Here is a 26,425-nt window from a genome sequence, read left to right on the forward strand (position 1 = left end):
CAATCCGCTATAGCTGTTAGTGGTACGCGCGGTCTTACCGGACTGCCCGGATGCGTGGATAATCGGAATTCATGACGACGATGACGATGAGCCGGGCGTTGGGCGCGTTTCAGGTTTTTCCCATCGGTCTGGGATGCATGGGTCTGAGCCATGGCTATGGCCAGGTGGCTTCCCTGGCCGATGCCGAGAACCTGCTGCTGGGGGCCCTGGATCGGGGGGTGACGCTGTTCGATACGGCGGCGCTCTATGGCTTTGGCCACAACGAAGAACTCCTGGGCCGGGTGCTGGCCGCTCATCGCAGCCGCTTCATGCTGGCCAGCAAGTGTGGGATTTTCCGTGATGCCGGGCGGCGGCGCATCGATGGCCGACCTGAGACCCTGCGACGGACCTGCGAGGATTCCTTGCGTCGCCTGCGCACCGATGTGATCGATCTGTATTATCTGCATCGCTGGGACAAGTCGGTACCCATCGAAGACAGCGTGGGCGCACTGGCGGATCTGGTTCGCGCAGGCAAGATCGCTCATATCGGCTTGTCCGAGGTCTCGGCCACCACGCTGAGACGGGCGCATGCTGTGCATCCGATCACCGCCGTCCAGAGTGAATATTCCCTGTGGTCGCGCGAGGTCGAGATCGCCGTCCTGCAAGCTTGCCGCGAACTGGGCGTGGCACTGGTGGCCTTCAGCCCGCTGGGCAGGGCGTTCCTGGCGGATGGCCTGCCCGACATGGCGTCCCTGGATGAAGCGGACCTGCGGCGGCGCATGCCGCGCTTCCAGCCCGATACCTTGGTGCGCAATCAGGCGTTGCTGGCGCCGTTGCGCCGCATGGCCCGGGATCGGGGGTGCACGCCGGGCCAGCTGGCGCTGGCCTGGCTGCTGCATCGGGGAGAGGACATCATTCCCATTCCAGGGACGACCCGGCTGGCCCACCTGGATGAAAACCTCGATGCCGCCAGCGTGTGTCTGGATGCTGGAACCTGCGATGAGCTGGCGTGGTTGTTCGGACGCGATCGGGTCGCAGGAGATCGGTATGGGCCGGCCACCCAGTCGGAGGTCGACACGGAACAGTTTCCGGTGCCCTGAGAACGCCTCGTGGCCCGCTGTCCGTGCCGGATCATGCGTCCGGTTTCCGGTTGGATCGGGATCATTGGAATTGAATGGAGCTTCGAAAGCCATGCAAGAAACTCGATTGGGCTTGATCGGCTACGGTGAGGTCGGAGGTATTCTCTGTGCCGGCCTGAAAGCGCAGGTGGACGGCGTCCACGCCTGGGACATCAAGTTGGCCGATGCGGCCTTGGCGATCCCGCTGCGTGAACGCGCGGTGCGCGATGGTGTTGCGTTGTGCGATTCGTCGATGAGCTTGTGCGCGGCCAGTGATCTGGTGATTTCCGCCGTCACTGCCTCGAACACCGTGGCGGTGGCCCGCGAGGCGGCCGCCCATCTGCGGCCGGGCACGGTCTTCCTGGATCTGAACTCCGCATCGCCGGGGGCCAAGTGCCAGGCCGCTGGACTGGTGGAGGCCGCGGGTGGACGTTATGTCGAGGCGGGGGTGATGACTTCGGTCCCGCCCTATGGCATCCGGGTTCCGATGCTGCTGGGCGGGCCGCATGCCGAATCCCTGGCCGGGCGGCTGCGCGCCTTTGGCATGGATGTCTCGGCCGTCTCTCCCGAACTGGGTATGGCTTCGGCGATCAAGATGTGTCGCAGTGTGATGATCAAGGGTCTGGAGGCCCTGGTGATCGAAAGCTACACGGCCGCGCGCGCCTATGGGGTCGAGGACTATGTGCTGCCTACGCTGCAGGAGACCTTCCCGTCCATCGACTGGACGGAACAGGGTCGTTATTTCTACAGCCGGGTCGTGCAGCACGGGCGCCGCCGCGCCGAGGAGATGCGCGAAGTCGCCAATACCGTGCGAGAAGCGGGGTTCGATCCCTGGATGGCTGCCGCGACCGCCGAAAAGCAGGATTGGGTTGCTGGCCTGGCCGCTCGGGGATTGTTTGCGGATGTCGATGCGGCGGACGGCTGGCAGGCCTACGCGGATCGCCTGATTGCGCAGGTGCGCGGCTGACGCATCCCCTGGATCAGGCGGGGCGGGTCATGGCCGGCGGATAGACTTGGCGCACCGTGGTGCGGACCAGTTCCAGCATGGCCTTTTGCGTCAATGTGGTGATCCGGCCCGCCGCCGTCGCCAGGTAGAGACGGCTGTGCAGTTCGGGCTGGATGATGGGCCGGATGTGGTAGTGATCGGGCTGGGCCGAGGTCAGAACAGCGTGTTCCGTCAGAATGGCATAGCCCGTGCCATCGGCGACCAGATCCAGGATCGCTTGGACACTGTCGATTTCGAGGCGGATGTTCGGATGGGCGCCGATCAGCGCCATCTCGGATTCCAGCAGCATGCGTATGGTGTGCGGCCGGTTCGGGATGATCAAGGGGATGTTGACCAGCGCCTGCAGGGGCAGCGGCTGATTCGAGGGGTGTGGCCCCCGGGTCCCGATGAGATACAGCCGTTCGCTGGTCAGCGGCGACAGGTCCAGGTCCGCGGAGGAAGAGGGGTTGTACATCAGGACGATGTCCAGGCGGCCCGCCAGCAGCCATTCCTGCATGACCAGGGACAGGCCTTCGCTGATCGACAGGCTGGCATTCGGGAGCCGCTTGTGGAATTGCCGCGTCAATTCCACCGTCATCATCTTCGAGGCGCTGGGTGCGATGCCCAGGGCCACCCGGCCGGCCAGCGCGCCCTGGACCCGGCTCATGTCCTCCTTGGCTCGGTCGACCTGATGCAGGATGCCGCGGCAGTGCTCCAGCAGCAGCTTGCCGGCCTCGGTGGTGGTGACGCCGCGTCCATTGCGGTTCAACAGATTCTGGCGCAGTTCAACCTCGAGCATGCGGACCTGACGGCTGAGAGCCGGCTGGGCAATGTTCAGTGCGTACGAGGCCTGTGTGAAGCTGCCCAGCTCGGCGACGCGCGTGAAGTATTGCAGTTGTTTGAGATCCATGGTCTCGAATCCGTCAGGGTTTACCCTTAAAATCCGGCATTACGCCCTACGCATTATATCATTTCGGCATAGCTGATAGTGGGTGCCAACCCTTATTCATCATGCACCGCGCGCCCATAATGGGCTTCATCGAACACAGTGTGGTGACGGCGATGCAGAAACCCATTCCGGCCTTGTTCATGCGTGGCGGCACGTCACGCGGGCCGTTCTTCCTGGAATCCGATCTGCCATCGGACACGGCGGCGCGGGACCGGGTGCTGCTGGCGGTGATGGGTTCCCCCGATCGGCGCCAGATCGATGGCCTGGGCGGTGCCCACCCCCTCACCAGCAAGGTCGGCATCGTGCGGCCCGGCACGACGCCGGACGTGGACCTGGAATTTCTGTTCGCCCAGCTGCAGCCCGACCGCGATACGGTGGACACCACGGCCAATTGCGGCAACATGCTGGCCGCGGTCGTCCCGTTCGCGCTGGAACGCGGTCTGATCCAGGCTCGGGGAGATGAAACCACGGCCCGGGTGCTGACCCGCAACACCGGCATGCAATGCGACATTACCGTGCTGACTCCGATGACACCTGAAGGCCGTCGGGTGGCCTATGAGGGTGAGGCGCGCATCGATGGCGTGCCAGGTCGTTCCGCGCCGATCACGATCAACTTCCTGGATACGGCCGGTTCGGTGTGTTCCGGGCTGTTGCCCACGGGCCGCGTGCGCGATCTGGTGCGTGTCGAGCCCCCCTCCGGGATTGATTTCCAGGCTTTTGGAATCGAGGTCACCTGTATCGACAACGGTATGCCGCTGGTGCTGTTTCGGGCTGGCGATGTGGGCTGCACAGGTCATGAGACTCCGGCCGAACTCAATGCCGATCTGGCGTTGAAGGCCCGCATCGAGACTCTGCGGCTGCGTGCGGGTGAGCTCATGGGTCTGGGAGACGTATCGTCACGCAACTATCCCAAGATGACCCTGGTGTCTGCACCCCGGGAGGGTGGGGCGATCAATACGCGCAGTTTCATCCCGCACGTCTGTCACGAGGCCATCGGCGTGCTGGCGGCGGTGACGGTGGGTACGGCCTGTGTCCTGGAGGGGTCCGTGCCGCACGATCTGGCACGCCTGCCCGAGGGCGCGCGCAAGGCCGTGTCGATTGAACATCCCAGCGGTGAGTTCACGGTCGAACTGGAACTCGATCCCGGGGACTCTCAGAAAGTCATGCGTGCGGCATTGCTGCGCACCGCCCGACTCGTTATGCGCGGAGAAGCGATGGTACCAGCCTCGGCCTGGCCCCAGGGGTTCTGATCCCGGAACATGATATCCATAGATCTAGGAAAGGAAGCATACGACATGAGCAGAGAACCTCTGATCATCGATTGCCACGGCCACTATACGACCGCGCCCCAGGCGCTGGCCGACTGGCGCGACCGGCAGATCGCGGGCATTCAGGATCCCGCGCAGCGGCCCAGCCCCTCGGACCTGCGGATCGGAGATGGTGAACTGCGTGAAAGCATCGAGGCCAACCAGCTGCGCCTGATGCGCGAGCGCGGTTCCGACCTGACGATTTTCTCGCCGCGCGCCAGTTTCATGGCGCACCACATCGGGGATTTCGAGGTGTCCAGCATCTGGGCCGCGATCTGCAACGAGCTCTGCCACCGGGTTTCGACGCTGTTTCCCGATCATTTCGTCATGGCCGCGATGCTGCCGCAGTCGCCCGGCGTGGACCCGGCCACCTGTATCCCGGAACTGGAAAAGTGCGTCAAGGAATACGGGGCGGTCGGGATCAACCTGAATCCGGACCCGTCCGGCGGTCATTGGACTTCGCCGCCGCTTTCGGACCGTTCCTGGTATCCCATCTATGAAAAGATGGTCGAATACGACATACCGGCGATGGTCCATGTGTCCACCAGCTGCAACCTGTGCTTCCACACCACGGGCTCCCACTATCTGAACGCCGACACCACGGCCTTCATGCAGTGCCTGACCTCGGACTTGTTCAAGGACTTCCCGACCCTGCGCTTCGTGATCCCGCACGGCGGCGGCGCGGCGCCCTACCACTGGGGTCGTTTCCGCGGCCTGGCCCAGGCGCTCAAAAAGCCCCTGTTGGACGAGCACCTGCTGAACAACGTGTTCTTCGACACCTGCGTCTACCACCAGCCGGGTATCGACCTGCTGACCCGCGTGATTCCGGTGAAGAACGTGCTGTTCGCTTCCGAGATGATCGGCGCGGTGCGGGGCATCGATCCCGAGACCGGGCATCATTTCGACGACACGAAACGCTACATCGAAGCCGCCGCGACGCTCAGCGACGCCGACCGCTTCCAGATCTACGAGGGCAACGTGCGCCGCGTCTATCCGCGCCTGGACGCCGCCCTGAAGGCCAAGGGCCTGTAACGTCTCAGGAGAACATGGACATGAGCACCCCCCTGAATCCGCTCGGTGTCGTCCACCGTACGATCCGGCGCGCCGATCCGGCGGCCGTCGAGCAGCTTTCGCGCTTTGGCGTGGCGACCATCCACGAGGCCATGGGCCGCGTGGGCCTGATGAAGATCCACATGCGCCCGGTCTGGCGTGGCGCGCGGATGTGCGGCACGGCCGTCACCGTGCTGCTGCAACCGGGCGACAACTGGATGCTGCATGTGGCCGCCGAACAGATCCGGCCCGGCGACGTGGTGGTGGCCGGCTGCACCACGGACAGTACCGACGGCTTCTTCGGCGACCTGCTGGCCACCTCGTTCAAGGCGCGTGGTGCGTGTGGCCTGGTGATCGATGGCGGCGTGCGCGACGTCGATACCCTGGAATCCATGGACTTCCCGGTGTTCAGCCGTGCCATCAGCTCCAAGGGCACCGTCAAGGGCACCCTGGGCTCGGTCAACATCCCCGTGGTGTGCGCCGGCGCGCTGGTGAACCCGGGCGACGTGGTGGTGGCCGACACCGACGGCGTGGTGGTGGTGCCAGCCGCCATCGCCGCCCAGGTCGCGGCCAGAGCCCAGGCCCGCGAGGACAACGAGGGCGCCAAGCGCGAGATCTTCGCCTCGGGTGTGCTCGGCCTGGACTACTACAAGATGCGCGAGGGCCTCGAAAAGGCCGGCTTGAAGTACATCGACTGAGGACGCACGATGACGACCGCCGAAACCTTCACCAAGACTCAGGGCTGGCTGGACTACTACGATGGTCCGAGCCGCCCACGCTTCCGTCTGCCTGCAGGCGCGGTGGACGCCCATTGCCATGTGTTCGGCCCCGGCGCGGTGTTTTCCTACGCGCCGGAGCGCAAGTACACGCCCTGCGACGCGCCCAAGGAAGCCCTGTTCGCTCTGCGCGACCACCTGGGCTTCGAGAAGAACGTGATCGTGCAGGCGACCTGCCATGGTACCGACAACCGCGCACTGGTCGATGCGCTGCGCGCGTCAGGCGGCCGGGCGCGCGGGGTGGCGACCGTCTCGCGCGGGGTCACCGATGCCGAATTGCGGGCCATGCACGAGGCTGGCGTGCGCGGCACGCGCTTCAATTTCGTCAAGCGCCTGGCCGATTTCACGCCGCGCGAGGTTCTGGCCGAGATCGCCGCGCGCATCGCCCCGCTGGGCTGGCACGTAGTGGTCTATTTCGAGGCGCAGGACCTGCCTGAACTGTATGATTTCTTCGTCACGCTGCCGACCATGGTGGTGGTGGATCACATGGGGCGGCCCGATGTGGCCAAGTCCGTGGACGGTCCGGAATTCGGCCTGTTCGTGAAGATGATGCGGGATCACCCGAACATCTGGAGCAAGGTCAGCTGTCCGGAACGCCTGAGCCAGGCTGGCCCCCCGGCCCTGAACGGCGAGCAGTACGCCTACCGCGATGTCGCTCCGTTCGCGCGGCGCCTGGTCGAGTCCTTCCCCGACCGCGTGCTGTGGGGCACCGACTGGCCGCACCCGAACCTGAAATCCCACATGCCCGACGATGGTCTGCTGGTGGACTACATCCCCCGGATCGCACCGACGGCCGAGCTGCAGCGCAAGCTGCTGGTCGACAATCCCGACCGGTTGTACTGGAGTTGAACCATGTCCCTGAACAAGCCTTATGTCGATGTGCCCGGCACGACCATCTTCGATGCCGACCAGTCCCGCAAGGGCTACCATCTGAACCAGTTCTGCATGTCGCTGATGAAGGCGGAGAATCGGGATCGGTTCCGCGCCGATGAGCGCGCCTACCTGGATGAGTGGCCCATGACCGAGGAGCAGAAACAGGCCGTGCTGGCGCGCGACTTGAACCGTTGCCTGGGGTTGGGCGGAAACATTTATTTCCTTGCCAAGCTCGGTGCCACCGATGGGCGTTCCTTCCAGTACATGGCCGCCAGCATGACCGGCATGACCCAGGAAGAATATGCCGCGATGATGTTGGCCGGCGGCCGGGGCATCCAGGGTAATCGCCGCACCGGAGAGAAACAGTGATCAAGCAGCAGCATGCTCGCATCAGCGCGAGCGTCTACACCTCGCACGTGCCCGCGATTGGTGCCGCCATCGATCTGGGCAAGACCGGGAACGAATACTGGGCACCCCTGTTCAAGGGGTATGAGCCGTCCAGGCAGTGGATGAAGGATCATCGCCCCGATGTCATCTTCCTGGTCTACAACGATCATGCCACGGCGTTCAGCCTGGAGATGATTCCGACTTTCGCGATTGGCTGCGCGGCGCAGTTCGTCCCGGCCGACGAGGGTTGGGGTGCCCGCCCGGTACCCCTCGTGGTCGGTCACCCGGAACTGGCCTCGCATATCGCCCAGTCGGTGATCCAGCAGGATTTCGACCTGACGATCGTCAACAAGATGGACGTGGATCACGGCCTGACGGTGCCTTTGTCGCTGATGTGCGGCCAGCCCGAGGCCTGGCCATGCCCGGTCATCCCCTTTGCCGTCAACGTGGTGCAGTATCCCGTACCGTCCGGCCGTCGCTGCTTCGAACTGGGCCGGGCCATCCGCCGCGCCGTCGAAAGCTACGATGAGCCCCTGAACGTGCAGATCTGGGGGACGGGAGGCATGAGCCACCAGTTGCAGGGGCAGCGTGCCGGCCTGATCAACCGTGAATTCGACAATGCCTATCTGGACCGCCTGATCTCCGATCCGGAGGGGCTGGCGCAGATGCCGCATATCGACTATGTACGCGAGGCGGGCTCCGAGGGCATCGAACTGGTCATGTGGCTGATCGCCCGTGGTGCCATGGCCGATGGGGCGGATGGCCCGAAGCCGCGCGTCGCGTACCGCTTCTATCACGTGCCGGCCTCGAACACGGCCGTGGGCCACCTGATCCTGGAGGAACAATAATCGTGACTGATCGAACTCTGAAAGTTGCGCTGGCCGGCGCCGGCGCCTTCGGTATCAAGCACCTGGATGGCATCGCCCGCATCGACGGCGTGGAGGTCGCCGCCCTGGTCAGCCGGGATCTGGAAAAGACTCGGGAAACAGCCCGGAAATACGGCATTGGTCAGGCTGCGACCGAATTGGACGAAGTTCTGGCGCGCTCCGAGATCGACGCGGTGATCCTGTGCACGCCGACGCAGATGCACGCAGCCCAGGCCATGGCCTGCCTGCGCGCGGGCAAGCACGTCCAGGTCGAGATTCCCATGGCGGACTCCCTGGCTGACGCCCAGGCGCTGACCGCTCTGGTGCGTGAAACCGGCAAGGTCGCCATGTGCGGCCACACGCGGCGCTTCAACCCCAGTCACCAGTATGTGCATCGGCGCGTCGAACGCGGTGAATTCAGTATCCAGCAGATGGATGTGCAGACATATTTCTTTCGCCGCACCAATATGAATGCGCTGGGCGAACCACGCAGCTGGACGGATCATCTGCTGTGGCACCACGCGGCGCATACGGTGGATCTGTTCGCCTACCAGTGCGGCAGCCCTGTCGTGCGGGCCCATGCGGTGCAAGGCCCGATCCATCCGGAACTGGGTATCGCCATGGACATGTCGATCCAGCTCCAGGCGGCCAGCGGTGCCATCTGCACGCTGTCGCTGAGTTTCAACAATGACGGGCCGCTGGGGACCTTCTTTCGCTACATTGGTGACACGGCGACCTATGTCGCCCGTTATGACGATCTGTTCACTGGCCGCGACGAGGCCATCGATGTGAGCCGCGTGGCTGTGTCGATGAACGGCATCGAACTGCAGGATCGTGAATTCTTCGCAGCCATCCGCGAGGGGCGGGAACCGAACGCCAGTGTGGCCCAGGTCCTGCCGTGCTACCAGGTGCTGCATGATCTGGAGCAGCAGCTGTCCGGCCAGATGGCCCGGATGTGATTCACCTTTTCATCCCGACAAACAGGAGCGAGACCATGAAATTCAGCAAAACCCTTGGGGCGATGGCTTTGGCTTTCGGCCTGACCACGGCCTTCGGCACGGCCAGCGCCGCGGATTTGAAGATCGGCATCGTGATGCCGATGTCCGGGCCGTTCGCCGCCCATGGAAAGCAGATCAGGCATGGCATCGATCTGTACCTGGCCGAGCACGGTGACACGGTCGCCGGTCGCAAGGTCAGGATCATCATCAAGGACGATACCGGCATTGCTCCGGCGGTAGCCAAGCGCCAGGCCCAGGAACTGCTCATCAAGGACAAGGTCAACATTCTGGCCGGCTTCACCTTGACGCCCAATGCCTTTTCCGTTGCGCCCCTGGCCACGGAGGCCAAGGTACCGATGGTGGTCCTGAACGCGGCCACATCCTCGATCACCGAGAAGTCCCCCAATATCGTCCGGGTGTCGATGACTCTGCCGCAAGACACGGCACCGCTGGCGCAATGGGCCTACAAGAACGGTATCCGGTCGGTCTACACCCTGGTGGCCGATTATGGCCCGGGGCATGATGCCGAGCAACAGTTCCAGAAGACCTTCACCAGTCTGGGCGGCAAGATCGCGGGCGAGGTCCGCACCCCCGTCAATACGCCGGACTACGCACCCTTCCTGCAGCGTGTGAAGGACGCCAAGCCCGATGCCGTGTTCTTCTTCGTACCCAATGGAGAGCAGGGCGTGGCTCTGGCAAAGGGCTACAAGGAACGCGGCCTGGACCAGGCCGGGATCAAGGAACTGGCCACGGGTGACGTGACCGACGAGGACGTGCTCGACGCGATGGGCGACGCCGCGATCGGCATGATCACATCCTTCCACTATTCGGCCGCGCATGATTCGCCGGAAAACAAGGCTTTCGTGGCCGCCTATCACAAGGCTTTCCCCAATGACCGCCCCAACTTCGTGGCGGCCGCCGGCTACGATGGCATGAACCTGATCTACAAGGCCCTGGAAAAGACCAAGGGCGATGCCAGCGCCAGCGCCTTCATGGCGGCCGTCAAGGGCATGAAGTGGACCAGCCCGCGCGGCCCGGTGGAAATCGATCCGGAAACGCGCGACATCATTCAGAACGTCTACATCCGCAAAGTCGAGAAGGTGGATGGCATGCTGCAGAACGTCGAGTTCGACAAGATCGAGGCGGTCAAGGACCCCGGCAAACAGAAGTGATCGCAGGTCCTGGCGCACGGCTTTCGTCCCCGGTGCTGGCGGGGTCGGGCGCCGGGACGGTCCGGAACCGGATCCCTCCCAGTCCTGGAATCAATCATGACTATTCTCTTTGATGGCATCGCTGCAGGCATGCTGCTGTTTCTGATCAGCGTGGGCCTGTCGGTGACGCTGGGTCTGATGAATTTCGTCAACCTGGCCCATGGCGCCTTTGCCATGCTGGGCGGCTATGCCTGTGTGGTGCTGCTCAACGACTACGACGTCCCGTTCCTGGCGACACTGCCGGCGGCCATCATCGTACCGGCCCTGGCCGGCATCGTGCTGGAACGCACCCTGTACCGTCGTCTGTACGCAGCTTCCGATCTGGACCAGGTGCTGTTTTCCATCGGTCTGGTGTTCATGGCCGTGGCCGCCGCCCACTATTTCTTCGGCGCGCAGCAGCAGCCGCTGCACCTGCCCGCCTTTCTTTCCGGACAGATTCATCTGCCCGGCGTGGACATTGGTGTCTATCGGCTGTTCCTGATCATTGCGGGCGTGGTGGTTGCCCTGTTGCTGCAATGGTCCGTGATCCGTACGTCTTTCGGCGCACGCTTGCGGGCAGCCGTGGATAACCAGCGCGTCGCGCGTGGCATGGGCATTGATGTCAACCGTGTCTTCAGCCTGACCTTTGCCCTGGGTTCCGCCCTGGCGGGCCTGGGCGGGGCGCTGGGCGTCGAGATGCTGGGGCTGGATCCCGAATTTCCCGTGAAGTACCTGGTGTACTTTCTCATCGTTGTTTCCGTGGGGGGCAGCGGCAACATCCTCGGGTCGCTGTACGCCGCCATCCTGCTCGGTGTGGCCGATGTGGCGGGTAAATATTACGTGCCGCAGATCGGTGCTTTCATCATCTATGCCGTCATGGTGGCGACGTTGATCTTCCGACCCCATGGCCTGTTCGGCCGTCCTCACAAATAGGCCCCGACATGACGACCTCAAACTCGATCGGGACGTCGTCCCAACCGTATTCCGGCGCGGAGGCCGCACTCGACCGCTATCGCCGCTCGGCCCGCTCGAAGCCGCTGGAATACCTGTTCTGGTGCCTGCCGATTCTGGCTTATTTCGCTTTTCCAAGCAATTACCTGCTGCTCAGTCAGATCGTCATCACCAGCCTGTTCGCCCTGTCCCTGGACCTGATCTTCGGCTATGCGGGCATCATTTCCCTGGGCCACGCCGCCTTTTTCGGTGCGGGGGCCTACACCGTAGGCCTGCTGGGCTCGAATGGCTACGGGGATCCGATACTTGGCCTGTTCCTGGCCGCCGTGGTCGCCGCCGTGCTGGGCTTTCTCAGCAGTTTCCTGCTGCTGCGCGGCAGTGATCTGTCGCGCCTGATGGTCACGTTGGGTGTTGCCCTGATGCTCTATGAACTGGCGAACAAGTTCACCAATATCACCGGGGGGGTGGATGGCATGCCGGGGGTCGAGGTCAAGCCGATCCTGGGCATGTTCGATTTCGACATGTTCGGTCGCGTCGGCTATGTCTATTCGGTCGTCGTGCTGTTCATTCTGTTCTGGTTCGCCCGCCGCCTGGTGCATTCACCCTTTGGCCAGAGCCTGCGCGGCATCCGCATGAACACCCTGCGCATGCCGGCCCTGGGCGTGCCCGTGAATCGCCGGTTGGTTACGGTCTACACCATTGGTGCTGGCTATGCCGGGGTGGCCGGCGCCCTGCTGGCCCAGACGAATTCGTTCGTCTCGCTGGACGTGCTCAGTTTCCAGCGTTCGGCCGACTTGCTGCTGATCCTGATCCTGGGTGGGGCGGGGCATCTGTATGGCGGGCTGCTGGGCGCCATCGTCTTCGTCATCGCCAATTACCTGCTGTCCGATATGAATCCCCAGTACTGGCAATTCTGGTTGGGCCTGATCCTGGTGCTGGTGGTGCTGTTTGCCCGGGGGGGCATCCTGGGGACGGCCCGTCAGTGGATCGAATCTTTCCGCCTTCGCGCCCAATCGCGCGCCCGCACGGAGTCGCGTTCATGAACCCCGTCCTGCAGACCCATGGCCTGGTGCGCCGTTTCGGCGGCTTCGTGGCCACCGACGATGTCGATCTGTCGATCGCATCTGGCGCGCGCCATGCGCTGATCGGCCCCAACGGTGCTGGCAAGACCACGCTGATCAACTTGCTGACAGGCTATCTGGAACCCAGCGCCGGCCGTGTCGAACTGATGGGCGACGATGTCACACGCATGCCGCAGCATGAGCGCGCCCGCCGGGGGCTGGTGCGCACCTTCCAGATCAACCAGTTGTTCATGGACATGACGGTACTCGAATCCGTTGCGCTCGCCGTGAGCGAGCGCAACGGGCTGGGCACGCGCTGGTGGCAGCCATTGTCCGCCCGGGGCGAGATCATCGACGAGGCTGCCGCCATACTGGAACGTCTGAAACTGTTGTCCGATGCGCATGAAACCACGCGCAATCTGGCCTATGGCCGTCAGCGTCTGATCGAAATCGCCCTGGCTCTGGCACTGCAACCCAAGGTCCTGCTGCTCGATGAGCCCGCGGCCGGCGTGCCGACCGGTGAAAGCCAGGAGTTGTTCGAGACCATCGCCCGGTTGCCGCGCGACGTCACCATCCTGCTGATCGAACATGACATGAATCTGGTTTTCCGTTTTGCCGAACGCATTTCCGTCCTGGTGTCGGGTTCGCTGCTGATCGAGGACACTCCCGAGGTGATCGCGAATCATCCGCGCGTCAAGGAAGTCTACCTGGGAGAAGCCCATGTCTGAGCTCTTGCGCCTGGAGAATGTCTGGGCGGGCTATGGTGATGCCGTCGTCCTGGAGGATCTGTCCCTGTCCCTGACGGCCGGTGACAGCCTGGCGCTGCTGGGGCGCAACGGAATGGGAAAGACGACGCTGCTGGCCACTCTGATGGGGGCTACCCGGCTGCGGCGTGGCCGCATCGTTTTTCAGGGTGAGGATATCGCCCAGGTGCCCAGCCATCGTCGTGCCCAGGCTGGCCTGGGCTGGGTGCCCCAGGAACGCGATATCTTCCGTTCCCTGACCGTGGAAGAGAACCTGACCGTCGTCGCCCGGCCGGGAGAATGGACCCTGGATCGGGTCTACGAGATGTTTCCCCGGTTGCAGGAACGCCGCGCGAACCTGGGCAGCCAGCTGTCGGGCGGCGAACAGCAGATGCTGGCCATGGGGCGGGCGTTGATGCTCAATCCCAAGGTCCTGCTGCTGGACGAGCCGCTCGAGGGTCTCGCGCCCTTGATCGCCCAGGAGTTGTTGCACATCATCGGCCGCATGGTCACGGAAGGTCGCATGGCAGTCATCCTGGTCGAGCAGCATGCCCGCCAGATCCTGCCCATCACACGCCAGGCCCTGGTGCTGGAACGCGGCCGGGTGGTGTACGCAGGCGGCAGCGCCGAACTGTTGCACGACAGCGCGGCGCTGGACCGCTGGCTGGGCGCGGGTTCGACGCAAGAGGCGGCCGGGGAGGTGGAGGTGTCATCGCGCCGGATGACGGCCGAGCGCATCACCGCCATCGAGGTGATCCACGATGAGCACCGGGCCCTCGCGGCCATCCTCAACGGCTTGTCGAGCATCGTGCGGGACATCGAGGGTGGCAAGCTGGAACCGGACTACACGCTGCTGGCAAGCATGATCGAGTACATCTCCGAGATGCCCGACAAGTTGCATCATCCCAAGGAGGACCGGATTTTCGCTCTGCTGCGCACGAAGACCGGGGAGGTGAACGAGCACCTGGATCGGCTGGAGGCCGACCACCGGGCTACGACTCATGCCACCGGGCTGCTCGATCGCGCCCTGGTCAGTTATGTGCAGGGCGGTGTGGCGGGTTTCCCCGGCTTCCGTGATGCCGTACGCACCTATGTCGCGGACGAATGGGTGCATCTGAATACCGAGGAGCGCCATATCCTGCCCGTCGTGCGGCGGCTGTTCAGTGCGGACGAGTGGGAGGCCATCGGTGCTGAATTCGTCCGCAATGGCGATCCCTGGTCGGGCCCGGAGAACCGCTACGCAGACTTGTTCAAGCGCATTACCAGCCTGGCGCCGGCGCCCATCGGGGTGGGTGGGGGACCTTCGCGCTGAGTGGCCCGGAGGGCCTGCATCCATACCGCCCATTCCGTTCCAGGCCTGGCCCGGATGGCTGTCCTTCATGGGCTTTCCCCGTTTCGCCGGACAGGTTGGTTAACCTAACAAGCCGCCGCCTCGAACTGCATGAGGCTGGCATATCCCACTATTGAGTGCTGGCGTCGCGTGTTGTAGAACCGTTCGATGTAATCGAACTGAATCACCCTGGGTTTTGCGGAGGCTCCAAGCTTTGAGAGAGTGGAGTCATGGCAAATCAAACGAAGTTTTCCCCCGAAGTGCGCGAACGCGCCGTGCGGCTGGTGCAGGAGCATCGCGGCGAGTATCCATCGTTATGGGCAGCGGTCGGTTCGATCGCCCCGAAGATCGCAGGTGCACGCCGACCACCCTGCTGGATTGGGTCGAGCGCACAGAGATCGATAGCGGTGTGCGCCCGGGCGTGACCAGCGAGGAACGCGAAGAGTGGCGCACCACGCGGGGATCGCCAAAAACAAAACGCCTGACAGAGAACTGTCAGGCGAGTGTTTTGGTGGTGTAGAACTCGCATTCTGCAAATATGGTTATTCAATCGGGGTTGGCAACGGCGGAATCACGCGGAGTTGTGCGGTCTGCGCTATGCCGATCCAACCTCGGTCAAACGTGAACGTTCGAGCGTGTCCTGCTGGGTTCTGAATCTTGAGTACCCGAGCCTTTTCTCGGTCGGTTGCGTACTCGACCACATATAGCCAGTACGCGTCGCCCTTTGCGCGAGCGTAGTCAAATTGTGTATGAGAAAGACCCACAGGACGGTTCTCCAGGCCGCCAGTCATCGATTTGACCTCAACCCACCGAATTTGCTGGCCACTGCCGTTGACTTCGAAGAGGTCGAAGCCTGGGTTGCCATCAGGTGTACGCTGCAGCCTGGGTTCGCGTGCGATGATCAGTCTGATGGCTTCATCCTCAATTTGCATCCGGATTGCTTGATCGAGGCCATCTGGGTCAGGTTCTTCACCGTCGGGGTGTGTGCCAACGTAGGAAATGAACGGCCTTCCGCCTGCTGAGCCGGGCGCTCGCTTTCCCTGCCCATTGCTGCTGGTCTCACCTTCCTTGCCGCCGCTGGTGTGGCCGCCTGAGCCACGGTGTGCCGCGCCGTTGCTCTGACCACCTCCGCGTGAAGTCCCAGTGCCGGTTCGGCCCTGACTGTCGTGTCCTGCGCCTCTCGTCGGGCGGTCGCTGCCGCTTAGGTCAGGCGTTCCCGGCGGAATTTCCGGCATATCGTCGCCGTACAAGTCCTTCGCGTTGCCGTAGACGTCATCACCGCACGAATCGGTGTCGTCCGCTTCTTCCTCAGTAGAAGGCTCACCGGTCAGAGCTTCATCAGACGTTTTGTACTCTGGAGGCTGCTCAGCAATTCCAAGCCTGAAGGCCAGGTCCGCCACGCTGGTGATGCCGTGCTTTCGCAGCAACTCGAGAGCGGCAGGGTCAATGCCAGCTTCTTTTGCGAGCTGGTCAATGATCGGCGGTTTGAAGGCGATTTTGGTCAGCAGGAACGGGTTGGGCTTCCAGCCGAGGGTGTCGAACACCACAAGTCTTGGTGGCACGAGATCGCCATTGGTGTCGGGCACCCAGGCGACCTGATTGAGCGTCCGGACGAAGGCGGCGTCGAATCGGGCGGTCTTTGCCTCGTGGGAGTAGCCCCACTCGTAGGAGCCGTAGAAGGCGGCAGTCCCGCGCGCCTCCAGATCAGCCAACGCCTCCCACAGCACCTTCACTCTGGCTGCGGCCTCCTCGGGCTTCAGCGTGGGCAAGAACTCCAGCAGCTGCGCCAGCCCGCGAAGGGTGAAGTCTTTTGGCTCGTTTTGCCAGCTCGCACGCTCAAGACCTGCTTCTCTGCGAATCTGCGCTTTCTCAGAATCTCCCAGTCCCGACGGTGTTGCTTGCGGGATGAGGTAGCGACTCGCGCCACACGATACCAGCAGGTCACGTATGTCTTCACCGCGGAGGCAGTCGTATTCGTTGTCGACGATCAAGATGTCGGGCACACCGGCGAAGAGCTGCTGCAGGCGGTCGGCGGCGATGTAGATTTCCCCGGGCTTGTCGATGTAGCCTTTGCCATCGCCGGTGTCGACCGCCATCACAAAGGTGGTGTCGCGCAGGGCTGACCGTAGCTTTTCCTTCTGCGCCGTTGAGTCGGTGTTGAAGGCCGCACGGATGCGCTCGATATCGGCCGCGTAGGCCTCGTTGCCCACATCTACCTCTTGCTGCTGGTACTTCGGCAGGAGGTTCCAGACGACGTCATCCACCAGGTCGGGTTCGGTGATGCCCAGCGAGATCAGAAACAAGCGCACCTCGGATGTCGCACACACCGCGCGGCGCATCGTTGGGAAACTGGTGGCAGTGTCGCCGGGCAGGAATGCCTTGGCCTTTCCGTTCTTGCGGGCGACGACGTGTGTCCCGTCATCGAGGCGGATGAGCGGAACAGTGTCCAGGTGGCGACGCAGTGCCTTCTCCTGGCCGCTCAGGAATTCATACAGCTGCAACACCCACTCGTCGGATTGCGCCTCAAGGAACGCCTTGGTCAGGTTCGGCACCAGCTTCGTCGGCGTGATCTCGTCGATGTCGAGTTCGCGCATCAGGTACTGGCGGATCTCGGGTGCCTTGTCCTGAGTAATGTCGCCGGACAGCCAAGCGGCGATCTCAGAACCGAACAGCGCCGCAACCTGTTCCGGGCTGAACAGCTCGCGTAACTCTTGCGTACGCGCCAGTTTGGCTTGAAGGGCGGAGATATACGTGCCGTCGGAGGCGGGGAGAAGGGCTTCTTCCTGGAATGCTTGAAGAACGGCATCGAACATCGGTGCAAACTGGGAATCTCGCGGAAATTTCTCGCGGTCAAGTGGCAGGCAGCGTAGCGTTGCGACGTTCAGCATGCCCTCATCCCGCATCCAGCGCAGTGCATCGACTAGAAGGCTAGACGTTTCCTTGACCAGGTGCTGGTTCCACGGGTCGCCGGACGGGATGTTGTCGCGGCTAGGCGTAGTGCGGTAAGGCCCCTGCACGAGAAAGCCAAAATGGCTTTCGACTACAGTTGGGAAGAACACCACTAGTGGCGACTTGGCCAGTGGCCGAACGGTCCAGCGATCAGGCGCGTCCTTTGCAGCGACCACTGAGAAGGCGATTTCCACCCGCCCGATGCTCTTTCCTTCGTCTGAGAAGACGTCGCGGTGGAACACCAGCCAGTTCTGATCGACTTCGGGTTCACCATCCTCACCGCCGATCACCTGAATACGTTGGACACTTGAGGCAAGTGTGATCGGAGCGCTACGTAAGTAGAACCCTGATGGGCCGCCTTCGACGCTCCAACCGATCTCTTCGATGTTGTGTAAGAAGAGCAGAGCTCTTGGGCCTAGGCGCCGGAATCCAGCAGTGATGTCTTCCACCGCATTCATATCTCCTGGCTTCAGCGGTAGGACGATCTGCGTCTCGTCGCTTTTGCGTGCAGAACGCAGTAGTTCTTTCGGAAAGACATATCCTTCAATGACGAAATCTTCGTCGCCAGAACGAATTTCTGGAAGGTCGGTGATCGCATAGACGGATTTGAAGCCCAGCCCAAATCGGCCTATAGATGATTCGCTTTTCGTGCTTTCCGCGATATCACAGATGCTTCTGACGTCATTTTCATCGAACGGCTTGCCAAAGTGCGAAATCACCAACTTGCTCGAGTCTAGGGTGAACGAGACTTTGCGTTCGCCGCCCCATTTGCCACGCTTTTTGAGAGCGTCCTCAGCATTTTGCAGCAGCTCAAAGATGAAGTGCGTCCGGTCGTCATAAAGCCTGGCAGCCAGATCTCCGGATTTTTGGCCACCCTCAGTTCCGTACCTCCTCCGATTTTCCTGGCTGATTCGTTCATAGTTTGTCGCCACATCTATCTCCCTGGTACGGATGTGGTCATCTTCTTGCCTCTTGTAGAGAGCAACATGTACAGCACAACCGTTCGCGTTCTGTTCGATCAGACGGCCATCTTATGACAAAATGTGATCAATAACCAAAGCGGGTAGGGGAGGGGCACAGCGAAATGGATGGGACTCAGCAGCGTAGGGCAATGGCTTCGGCGTCGACATTGCGAACGCGTGCAAACCCTCAGCAGCTCGAAGCCATCGTGGCTACTGATGGGCCGGTGTTGATCATCGCTGGCCCGGGTTCAGGCAAGACCTTCACGCTGGTCGAGCGCATCGTCTATCTTATTACTGAGAAGGGCGTTGCTCCGGAATCGTTGCTGGTCGTCACCTTCACGGACAAGGCGGCTAGGGAACTCACAACCCGGATCTCGAACCGGTTGACCGAGGTCGGGGTAACGTTCAACCTGAACGAGATGTACCTTGGAACCTTCCATTCGATCTGCCTGAGATTTTTGGAGGACTATCAGGAGTTCACGCGGCTCAAGCGTAGTTTCACGCTATTTGATCAGTTCGACCAGCAATACTTTTTGTACCAACGTATCAAGGAGTTCCGAGCGTTACCCGACGCCGAACTCGTGATGGGTGAAGATCAGAGGGGCCGCTGGAAGCAGTCGGAAAATTTGCTCGCTTGGGTAAATAAGGTCGGTGAGGAGGCCTTAGATCCGATCACGTTGGCGTCAGCACCTGAGCCTGAGATTCGGGCACTGGCGGCCTGTTTTACGAGGTATCAGGAACTGCTCGCTGAAAACAACGCGCTGGATTTTTCTGGCATTCAATATGAAGCCCTTCAGCTTCTGGAGGGTCGGCCAGATGTGTTGGCGCAGCTTCGTGAAAAACTCACCTACTTGATGGTCGATGAGTACCAAGACACCAATACGATCCAGGAGCGTATCCTGTTACTGTTGGCCGGTGATCGCTGCAATCTCTGTGTGGTTGGAGACGACGATCAAGGCCTATACCGTTTTCGTGGCGCTACCATCCGCAATATCCTGGAGTTTCCGGGATTATTTGATGAAGGCCGGTGCAAGCAGACCAGGCTTACCGTCAATTACCGCTCGCACCCCGACATTATCCGTGTCTATAACGAGTGGATGAAAGAGCAGGTCTGGGACGACGGCGCGCAGGTTTTTCGCTTCGCCAAGCAGATTGAACCGCGCGAGGCAGATTTCCCTGATGTGCCTGCTGCAGTGCGACTGGCTGCCAGCGACGTCGACGGCGAAACCGCTAGTTGGCACGCCGAGGTGTTGACCTTCTTGAACGATTTGAAGGATTCGGGGCAGCTTGCGGACTGGAACCAGGTCGCATTCCTATTTCGCTCAGTCAAGAACGACAGGGTGGTGGCGCTGGCTCGCTTTCTTGAGGGGCAGGGCGTGCCCGTATTCTCGCCGCGCTCGAACATGTTCTTCGAACGCGAGGAAATCCGACTGATGATTGGCGCGCTGATTTTCCTTTTCCCTCAGTTTCCCAAGGTGCGGGCGTGGGCTGAGGGCGTCACGCTGTCGATCTGGGACTACTACGATCAGCTTTGCTTCAAGCCCTTCACGGATGAGCTGCGCAAGCCTGAAAACAAGCCCCTGCTTGAATGGGCTCGTCCGCTGGCCAAGCGTCATGCTGTCCTCGCCCAGAATACCGATTACTCGTTCTCGGGTCTGTTTTACCAACTGCTTCAGTTTCCGCTGTTTTCCCGCTTCTTGACCGAGGATGCGGTCCAAGGCGTGGATAAGGGGCGTGCTGCTCGAAATTTGGGTACTTTTTCAAAGTTGCTTACGAAATTCGAGTACCTGCACTATGTCAGTGTGCTTAACCCCGAGTTTCTGCAAAAAAACCTGCGCGACCTGTTCAACCACTTTTTACGGTTTCTGGCCGAAGGCGGGATTGGAGAATATGAGGATGAGGCCGAATATGCCCCAAAGGGTTGCGTATCGTTTCTGACCATCCACCAGTCCAAGGGGCTGGAGTTTCCGGTCGTTGTCTGTGGTTCCCTCGAGGCAGTACCACGCAAGCAATACAGTGACCTGGACGTCTTGCTGGAAGAGGGGGGCTATTTGTCCAAGGCGCGCTTCGAGCCGCTGGAGCAGATGAAGCACTTCGACTTTCGCAGGCTTTTCTATACGGCATTTTCACGCGCACAGAACCTGCTGGTGCTGGCAGCCCATGAGCGTGAAGGACGAGGCCTGGGGAAATCGCCATCGAAATATTTCGAGCGCTTATTTTATGAGGTGCCGAGTTGGCGTGAAACGGATCTTTCGGCCCTGACCTTCGACGCTGTCAAGCAGATCAACCTCAAGCGTGAGTATTCGTTTACCTCGCATATCACTGTGTTCGAAAACTGTGCGGAGCAGTACCGGTTCTTCAAGGAGCTGGAGTTTTCACCCATCCGTGAGAGCCCGATGCTCTTCGGTACCCTGGTGCACCAGACCATCGAGGATATTCACAAGACGGTGCTGCGTGGCGAAGAAGGTACGATCACCATCGAAGGCATCAAGGGCTGGTTCTCGACCAATTACGCCATGCTGTCTAAGAAGGAGCGCGTGTATCTGGCCCCTTCGTCGCAGCAGGCAGCGCTGCAGCATGTTCTGCGCTACTACGAGCGCGAGAACGGTCATTGGGATCGCATCAAGGAGGCGGAGGTCGAGATTTCTCTTGTGAAGGAGCACTATATCCTCAAGGGCAGCGTGGATCTGATTCGAGGCGAGGGAGGCACGGTCGAGATCGTTGACTTCAAGTCGGAAAAGAAGCCTGATATGGAGAAGGATCGCGGCCGCCTGGAGCAGTACCGGCACCAGCTGGAGGTGTACGCCCACCTAGTGGAGCAGCGCACTGGTCAGAAGGTCAGCCGGATGCACCTGTACTATACGGGCGAAGATGGTGGCAATCCGTACGTCACGTTCAAGAAGGACGACCGAGTCATCGACCGGACGATTGCACGATTTGATGGCGTCGTGGACCGTATTGAGCACCAAGACTACCAGATGGCGGCACGTCCGACGAAGTTGTGTCTGAGTTGCGACTTGCGTCCTTATTGCGACAATAAGAATTGGATTTTCAGGAAGAACGATTAATGGCAACAACGAACCCCACGCAGGAGAACCTGCAACTGGCCACGCCCGAAGGCGATATCACTAATGTCGAAAAGTACGAGTTCGAGCCGATCAAGGGCTATCCGATGCTCAACTGGCGCGGCAAGCGTCCCTTCAACTCGACGCAGTATTACCCGGCGCAGTTAAAAGAGGTCCATGGCGAAGAGGTGGATGGCTGGAGAAATAAGATTTTCTGGGGCGACAACCTTCAGGTGATGAGCCACTTGCTGAAGGAGTTCAGGGGCAAGGTCGACCTGATCTACATCGACCCGCCTTTCGACTCGAAGGCCGACTACAAGAAAAAGATAAAACTTCAGGGGACGCAAGCCGAATCCGAGCCAAGCGTCTTTGAAGAGAAACAATATACAGATATCTGGACGAACGACGAGTATTTGCAGTTTATCTACGAGCGGCTTGTCCTTGCCCGTGAACTGCTGTCTAGGCAGGGAAGCATTTACGTTCACTGCGATTGGCATAAGAACCACTTTATCCGCATGATCCTTGATGAAGTGTTCGGGCCGAATAACTTCCGCAATGAGATTATCTGGAGTTACTTCGGGTTCAAACGTTCAACGACCAAGAAGTTCCCTCAGAAGCACGACACGATTCTGTCTTATGCATGTTCCGAGGAGTATTTCTGGCAGGTGCAGTTTCGCCCTCACGGGGAGGACTACATCAAGCGCTTCAAGAAGGATGAGAACGGACGCCTCTATCGGGATGATGTGAACCCGACGGGCGGTGGCGCAAGGATCATCTACCTTGATGAGGTGGAAGGGGACATTATTGACTCTGTGTGGGACGACGTCCCACCGGTGAATCCCGTGGCCAAAGAGCGTCAGGACTACCCCACCCAAAAGCCGGAAGCCCTGGTGGAGCGAATCATCAAGGCCTCCACGCAACCCGGGAACCTCGTGTTCGACTGTTTTATGGGTTCTGGCACTACGCAGGCAGCGTCAATGAAGCTCGGTCGCCGATTCATTGGCGCCGACATCAATCTCGGTGCAGTCCAGACAACTACCAAGCGATTACTTGGCCTTGCTGACACGTTGCGGCAACAACGTCTTGAAGCATCCGAACAAAGGTTCACCGGCTTCGAGGTCTACAACGTCAACCACTATGACATCTTCCGCAACCCGATTCAGGCCAAGGACTTGCTGATCGAGGCGCTGGAAGTACAGAAGCTGGAATTCAGCACAGTGTTCGACGGCGAGAAGGACGGGCGCATGGTCAAGATCATGCCCGTCAATCGCATAGCCACCCGCGCAGACTTGAACGAGCTGATAGCGGGCTTCGACTACAAGGCGTGGGAGCGCAAGCAGCACGAGTCCCCGAACCGTCCGGTTGAGAATATCACTCTTATCTGCATGGGCCACGAGCCAGACTTGGCCGCGCAACTGGAGCTAGCCACCGAGCCTTTCAAGATCCACGTCAAGGTGGTGGACATCCTGCGCGACAAGGCCGATCTGGAGTTCAAGCGCGACTCGCAGGCCAAGGTGGTCATCAAGAAAGGCGAACTGGTCATCGAGAAGTTCTACCCGATGAATTTGTTGCAAAAACTCTCGCTGCAAAAGGAAGCGGTCGAGGAATGGAAGGAACTAGTCGAAAGCGTGCTGATCGATTGGAATTACGACGGCGCGGTATTGCAACCAGCAGTGCTGGACATTCCGGGTAAGAACGAGCTGGTCAAGGGTGTTTACCATATCCCGGAGGATGCAGGCACCATCCGTGTAAAAATCACAGATCTGCTGTCTGAGTCCTGGGAAGGGAGCATTGGCCATGGCGACTAAACGCATCACCAAGGCGGCCAGCAGTACTAGTGCATCACTGAATTTCGCCTTTTTTCGTTTTCTGTGGCAGTTCCAGCAGGACAACCGGGGCAAGTTGCGCCAAAGCTACCGCGAGTTGACACGCAAGTACCTTGATTTCAACAATCCAGACGGAAACCCCAAATCCTTTCTGCGCCAGCCACAGTTCGAAGCGCTGGAAACGTATGTCTTCCTCAAGGAGTTCCTCGATAATGCCAAGGTCGAGGAAGTTTTTAAGGCATGGTATGAGCGCAGTGGCAAGTTCGCGGGGCGCCGGTTTGGCTCATTCCGTGGCACTGCGGGGCAGGAAATGTTCCAGTTCGGCGAATCTGATGAGCTGGAGCTGACCTCGTACAAAGCGTTATTCGAGAAGATGCGCAAGAATTCGCGTGCCTACCCGAACTACATCTTTGCGCTGACGATGGGTACCGGCAAAACCATCCTGATGGCGACTTGCATCTTCTATGAGTTCTTGTTGGCCAACAAGTTTCCGAAGGATGAGCGCTACTGCCACAATGCGCTGGTATTTGCACCGGACAAGACGGTGCTGCAATCACTCAAAGAAATTGAAGCATTCGATCTGACTCGAGTGGTTCCGCCTGAGTACGTGAATTTCCTGACCACGCATCTGCGCTTTCATTATCTTGAGGAAGCGGGTACGTCTCTGGATACGCTTGACCGATCCCGCTTCAATATTATCGTCTCCAACACGCAGAAGATCATCCTCAAGCGCAAGCAAAAGGAGAAGACTTCAGTCGATATGCTATTCGGTGCGACCGGAGAGGTACTGACCGCTACCGGTGTTTATGCTGATGCCGCTGATCTCTACAACTTCGATCAACCTGAAGAAGAAGGCGAACTCACCACCAATCAGCGCTTCGAGAAGCTGCGCCGCCTGGAGCAGTTGGGAATCTTCGTGGACGAGGCTCACCACGCTTTTGGCAAGGCGCTGGCCAAGGATATGGGCGTGGGGGGGAAGGAAACAGACACCAGCCTGCGCACCACTATCGATATCTTGGCCGCTAGCTTGAGCGCAACGGGCACGCGGGTGGTTGCCTGCTATAACTACACGGGCACGCCCTATGTGGGGCGTGAAGTGTTGCCGGAAGTGGTTTATGCCTATGGCCTGAAAGAGGCTATCGACAAAGGTTTCCTGAAAAAGGTGACGCTGCACGGTTACGCCAACACGCGCACTGACGAGTTTGTGGATATCGCGGTTGAAGAATTCCTAAAGGAAACTGGTGATTTGCGTCCAGAAGGGTTGCTGCCCAAGTTGGCATTTTTCGCAGCCACCATCGAGGAATTGATGAATGAATTAAAGCCGGCGGTCGAGAGGGCGCTTCTCAAACATGGGATTTCAACCACTCGCATTCTCGTCAACGTGGGCGACAGCAAGATCACCACCAACGACGACATTCGCGAGTTCAATCGGCTGGACACCGAAGGCTCGGAAAAGCAGTTCGTCCTACTGGTCAACAAGGGTCGCGAGGGCTGGAATTGTCGGTCACTATTTGGCGTCGGGCTGTTCCGTGAACCCAAGTCAAAAATATTTGTGCTCCAGGCAACGATGCGTTGCCTGCGTGCGATTGGCGAGGCGCAGCACACTGGCCATGTTTTCTTGTCGGGCGACAACCTCAATATACTCAATGATGAATTGCAGCAGAATTTCCGCATCAGCGTCGATGAACTGCAGAAGGGAGGCAAGGACACGGAACGCGTAGAGGTGCGGGTGGTTGAGCCACCAGTCAAGATCAAACTTGTACGTGTGCGTAAGCTCTATCAGATGCGGGAGAAGCAGCTGATCCCAGGGCAAGAGCTGATACCGGAAAGATCCGATCGCGAAAAATGGAACGAACTCATTGAAAAATATCGCTTGATCGAAACGCAGCAAGACGGCCTGACTGCTGTCGACGCAGCGCGCGCTTCAGGCAGTCGTACGTTCGATCTGACCGCTCGCCGTGAAAAGCGCACCTTTTCGGCCATGACGTTGGTAGCCGAGGTGTCGCGTTACCTCAATCGCAATCCCTTGGAGATTGAGAAGCTGCTGGAGACCACCAAGGAGGGCATTGACGATCTGGTGGCCGCCACCAATGAGTTCAACGAGTTACTCTATGACGAGATTATTCCTCGCCTATTTCGCTCGTTGTTCGAACTTGACGAATATGAGAGAAAGGACGAATACGAGGTCGATCTAATCAAGGTGCCCGCGAACGGCTACTACGAGGTATCTGCGGCGAAGGATAAAGTCGTCCGAATGGGGGACTCTCAGATCAAGGACGACGAGCGTGCCAAGAGTTTCCATCTCGATACCTATTGCTTTGACTCAGGTTCTGAAAACTGGCTGTTCTGGGATCTGCTGCGCGAACAGCGGGTGAAGAAGATATACTTCACCGGCATGCTGACCCACGGCCAATCGGACTTCTTCATCCAATATATCGACCCAGAAACGCACCTCGTCCGAAGCTACTACCCCGATTTCATTTTTCAGCGTGAAGAGCCCGACGGCAGCCTGAAATACGTGATTGTGGAGGTGAAGGCGGACAATCAGATTGAGGATGCAGTGGTGCAGGCCAAGAAAGAGTTCGCTCAGCAGATCGCCGTAGCCAGCGGAATGGAATACCGGATTCTCAAGTCTTCTGATGCAGATAAGCGGCATTTTCGGATGTTATTGTAAATGAGACGTATTACTCTGTAGGCACAGCGCTGACCATTGCTCATTGTGCTTGATGACTTGCCGCGTAATCTGGTTTGGAGTGGCCTCCAACCCTTGGGTGCTGCCCCACCAGATTGGCTTTGCAATGTCGCAGTAGTCACCGCCTCTGATCGCGCACCCAGCGACGAGCACGACGACGCACAGCATCATCGTCCAGTGCATCAATTTCCTGTTCCACACGACGGGCCTCCTTCTGGGCTTTGATGCTTTTGCGCGCGGCGTCCAACTGCGCTGATCGTCTGGCGGCACGGCTGCCGGCGGCGTAGGCGCCGGTGAGCACAAGCAAGGTGGCCGCCGCCATGAGCACCCACCCTTGAACGCGTGGCCAGAGGCCAGCCCAGATCACC

20 protein-coding genes and 2 pseudogenes are annotated in these 26,425 nt (G+C 60.2%); 19 read left to right on the forward strand and 3 right to left on the reverse strand.

What is annotated here, in order from left to right; genetic code table 11:
* Nucleotides 1–71: 71 nt before the first annotated feature.
* Together ACK5JE_RS07910 and ACK5JE_RS07915 are read left to right on the forward strand one after the other, a co-directional pair.
* Nucleotides 72–1,079, forward strand: a complete 1,008-nt coding sequence (locus tag ACK5JE_RS07910; protein ID WP_416801154.1) for an aldo/keto reductase — start codon at nucleotides 72–74, stop codon at nucleotides 1,077–1,079.
* Nucleotides 1,080–1,170: 91 nt separating this feature from the next.
* Complete coding sequence (locus ACK5JE_RS07915) at nucleotides 1,171–2,064, forward strand: DUF1932 domain-containing protein (protein ID WP_416801155.1); 894 nt, start codon at nucleotides 1,171–1,173, stop codon at nucleotides 2,062–2,064.
* Nucleotides 2,065–2,077: 13 nt separating this feature from the next.
* On the opposite strand, the gene ACK5JE_RS07920 is transcribed toward ACK5JE_RS07915, so the two are convergent.
* Nucleotides 2,078–2,992, reverse strand: coding sequence for a LysR family transcriptional regulator (locus tag ACK5JE_RS07920; RefSeq protein ID WP_416801156.1), 915 nt, complete (start codon nucleotides 2,990–2,992; stop codon nucleotides 2,078–2,080).
* A 152-nt stretch (nucleotides 2,993–3,144) separates the two neighbouring features.
* On the opposite strand from ACK5JE_RS07920, the gene ACK5JE_RS07925 reads away from it, so the two are divergent.
* From ACK5JE_RS07925 to ACK5JE_RS07990, 14 genes and pseudogenes are all read left to right on the forward strand, one after another.
* Nucleotides 3,145–4,281, forward strand: a complete 1,137-nt coding sequence (locus tag ACK5JE_RS07925; RefSeq protein ID WP_416801157.1) for a 4-oxalomesaconate tautomerase — start codon at nucleotides 3,145–3,147, stop codon at nucleotides 4,279–4,281.
* A 60-nt stretch (nucleotides 4,282–4,341) separates the two neighbouring features.
* A complete protein-coding gene (locus tag ACK5JE_RS07930; protein ID WP_416801213.1) occupies nucleotides 4,342–5,370 on the forward strand; it encodes an amidohydrolase family protein in 1,029 nt (342 codons plus the stop codon).
* Between the two features lie 20 nt (nucleotides 5,371–5,390).
* Nucleotides 5,391–6,086: a 4-carboxy-4-hydroxy-2-oxoadipate aldolase/oxaloacetate decarboxylase gene (gene ligK / locus ACK5JE_RS07935; protein ID WP_416801158.1), complete on the forward strand. Its 696-nt coding sequence runs from the start codon at nucleotides 5,391–5,393 to the stop codon at nucleotides 6,084–6,086.
* A gap of 9 nt (nucleotides 6,087–6,095) precedes the next feature.
* Nucleotides 6,096–7,013, forward strand: coding sequence for an amidohydrolase family protein (locus ACK5JE_RS07940; protein ID WP_416801159.1), 918 nt, complete (start codon nucleotides 6,096–6,098; stop codon nucleotides 7,011–7,013).
* A gap of 3 nt (nucleotides 7,014–7,016) precedes the next feature.
* Entirely contained in the window at nucleotides 7,017–7,406 is a 390-nt protein-coding gene (gene ligA, locus ACK5JE_RS07945; protein WP_416801160.1) for a protocatechuate 4,5-dioxygenase subunit alpha, read from the forward strand.
* Entirely contained in the window at nucleotides 7,403–8,272 is an 870-nt protein-coding gene (locus ACK5JE_RS07950; RefSeq protein WP_416801161.1) for a class III extradiol dioxygenase subunit beta, read from the forward strand. Before ligA ends, ACK5JE_RS07950 begins: the two co-directional genes overlap by 4 nt.
* Nucleotides 8,273–8,274: 2 nt before the next feature.
* Nucleotides 8,275–9,249 carry a Gfo/Idh/MocA family oxidoreductase gene (locus ACK5JE_RS07955; RefSeq protein ID WP_416801162.1) on the forward strand — a complete coding sequence of 325 codons (975 nt, stop codon included), beginning with the start codon at nucleotides 8,275–8,277 and terminating at the stop codon, nucleotides 9,247–9,249.
* Nucleotides 9,250–9,284: 35 nt separating this feature from the next.
* Nucleotides 9,285–10,460 (forward strand): ABC transporter substrate-binding protein, encoded by a 1,176-nt coding sequence (locus ACK5JE_RS07960; protein ID WP_416801163.1) that lies wholly within the window; start codon nucleotides 9,285–9,287, stop codon nucleotides 10,458–10,460.
* A gap of 96 nt (nucleotides 10,461–10,556) precedes the next feature.
* Nucleotides 10,557–11,411: a branched-chain amino acid ABC transporter permease gene (locus ACK5JE_RS07965; protein ID WP_416801164.1), complete on the forward strand. Its 855-nt coding sequence runs from the start codon at nucleotides 10,557–10,559 to the stop codon at nucleotides 11,409–11,411.
* 8 nt (nucleotides 11,412–11,419) lie between these two features.
* A complete protein-coding gene (locus ACK5JE_RS07970) occupies nucleotides 11,420–12,472 on the forward strand; it encodes a branched-chain amino acid ABC transporter permease (protein ID WP_416801165.1) in 1,053 nt (350 codons plus the stop codon).
* Nucleotides 12,469–13,218 (forward strand): ABC transporter ATP-binding protein, encoded by a 750-nt coding sequence (locus ACK5JE_RS07975; protein WP_416801166.1) that lies wholly within the window; start codon nucleotides 12,469–12,471, stop codon nucleotides 13,216–13,218. Before ACK5JE_RS07970 ends, ACK5JE_RS07975 begins: the two co-directional genes overlap by 4 nt.
* Nucleotides 13,211–13,894 (forward strand): annotated as a pseudogene (locus ACK5JE_RS07980) (ABC transporter ATP-binding protein); the annotation flags it as partial. The gene ACK5JE_RS07975 and the pseudogene ACK5JE_RS07980, both read left to right, overlap by 8 nt.
* 60 nt (nucleotides 13,895–13,954) lie before the next feature.
* Complete coding sequence (locus ACK5JE_RS07985) at nucleotides 13,955–14,545, forward strand: hemerythrin domain-containing protein (RefSeq protein ID WP_416801214.1); 591 nt, start codon at nucleotides 13,955–13,957, stop codon at nucleotides 14,543–14,545.
* Between the two features lie 248 nt (nucleotides 14,546–14,793).
* Nucleotides 14,794–15,005, forward strand: a pseudogene (locus tag ACK5JE_RS07990) (IS3 family transposase); the annotation flags it as partial.
* Nucleotides 15,006–15,105: 100 nt separating this feature from the next.
* On the opposite strand, the gene ACK5JE_RS07995 reads toward ACK5JE_RS07990, so the two are convergent.
* Nucleotides 15,106–18,444 carry a sacsin N-terminal ATP-binding-like domain-containing protein gene (locus ACK5JE_RS07995; protein ID WP_416801167.1) on the reverse strand — a complete coding sequence of 1,113 codons (3,339 nt, stop codon included), beginning with the start codon at nucleotides 18,442–18,444 and terminating at the stop codon, nucleotides 15,106–15,108.
* Nucleotides 18,445–18,623: 179 nt separating this feature from the next.
* On the opposite strand from ACK5JE_RS07995, the gene ACK5JE_RS08000 reads away from it, so the two are divergent.
* The 3 genes from ACK5JE_RS08000 to ACK5JE_RS08010 are packed head-to-tail and all read left to right on the forward strand — an operon-like array spanning nucleotide 18,624 to nucleotide 26,039.
* Nucleotides 18,624–21,542, forward strand: a complete 2,919-nt coding sequence (locus tag ACK5JE_RS08000; RefSeq protein ID WP_416801168.1) for an ATP-dependent helicase — start codon at nucleotides 18,624–18,626, stop codon at nucleotides 21,540–21,542.
* The gene (locus ACK5JE_RS08005; RefSeq protein WP_416801169.1) at nucleotides 21,542–23,347 is read left to right on the forward strand and encodes a site-specific DNA-methyltransferase; all 1,806 of its coding nucleotides are present in this window, start codon (nucleotides 21,542–21,544) and stop codon (nucleotides 23,345–23,347) included. The genes ACK5JE_RS08000 and ACK5JE_RS08005 overlap by 1 nt, the downstream gene beginning before the upstream one ends.
* Nucleotides 23,337–26,039, forward strand: coding sequence for a TnsA endonuclease N-terminal domain-containing protein (locus ACK5JE_RS08010; protein WP_416801170.1), 2,703 nt, complete (start codon nucleotides 23,337–23,339; stop codon nucleotides 26,037–26,039). Before ACK5JE_RS08005 ends, ACK5JE_RS08010 begins: the two co-directional genes overlap by 11 nt.
* A gap of 136 nt (nucleotides 26,040–26,175) precedes the next feature.
* Here the strand turns inward: ACK5JE_RS08010 and ACK5JE_RS08015 are convergent, their stop codons facing one another.
* Nucleotides 26,176–26,379, reverse strand: coding sequence for a hypothetical protein (locus ACK5JE_RS08015; RefSeq protein ID WP_416801171.1), 204 nt, complete (start codon nucleotides 26,377–26,379; stop codon nucleotides 26,176–26,178).
* Nucleotides 26,380–26,425: the final 46 nt, after the last annotated feature.

The sequence above is a fragment of the Castellaniella sp. genome, from assembly GCF_047971665.1.
Taxonomy (GTDB): Bacteria; Pseudomonadota; Gammaproteobacteria; order Burkholderiales; family Burkholderiaceae_B; genus Castellaniella.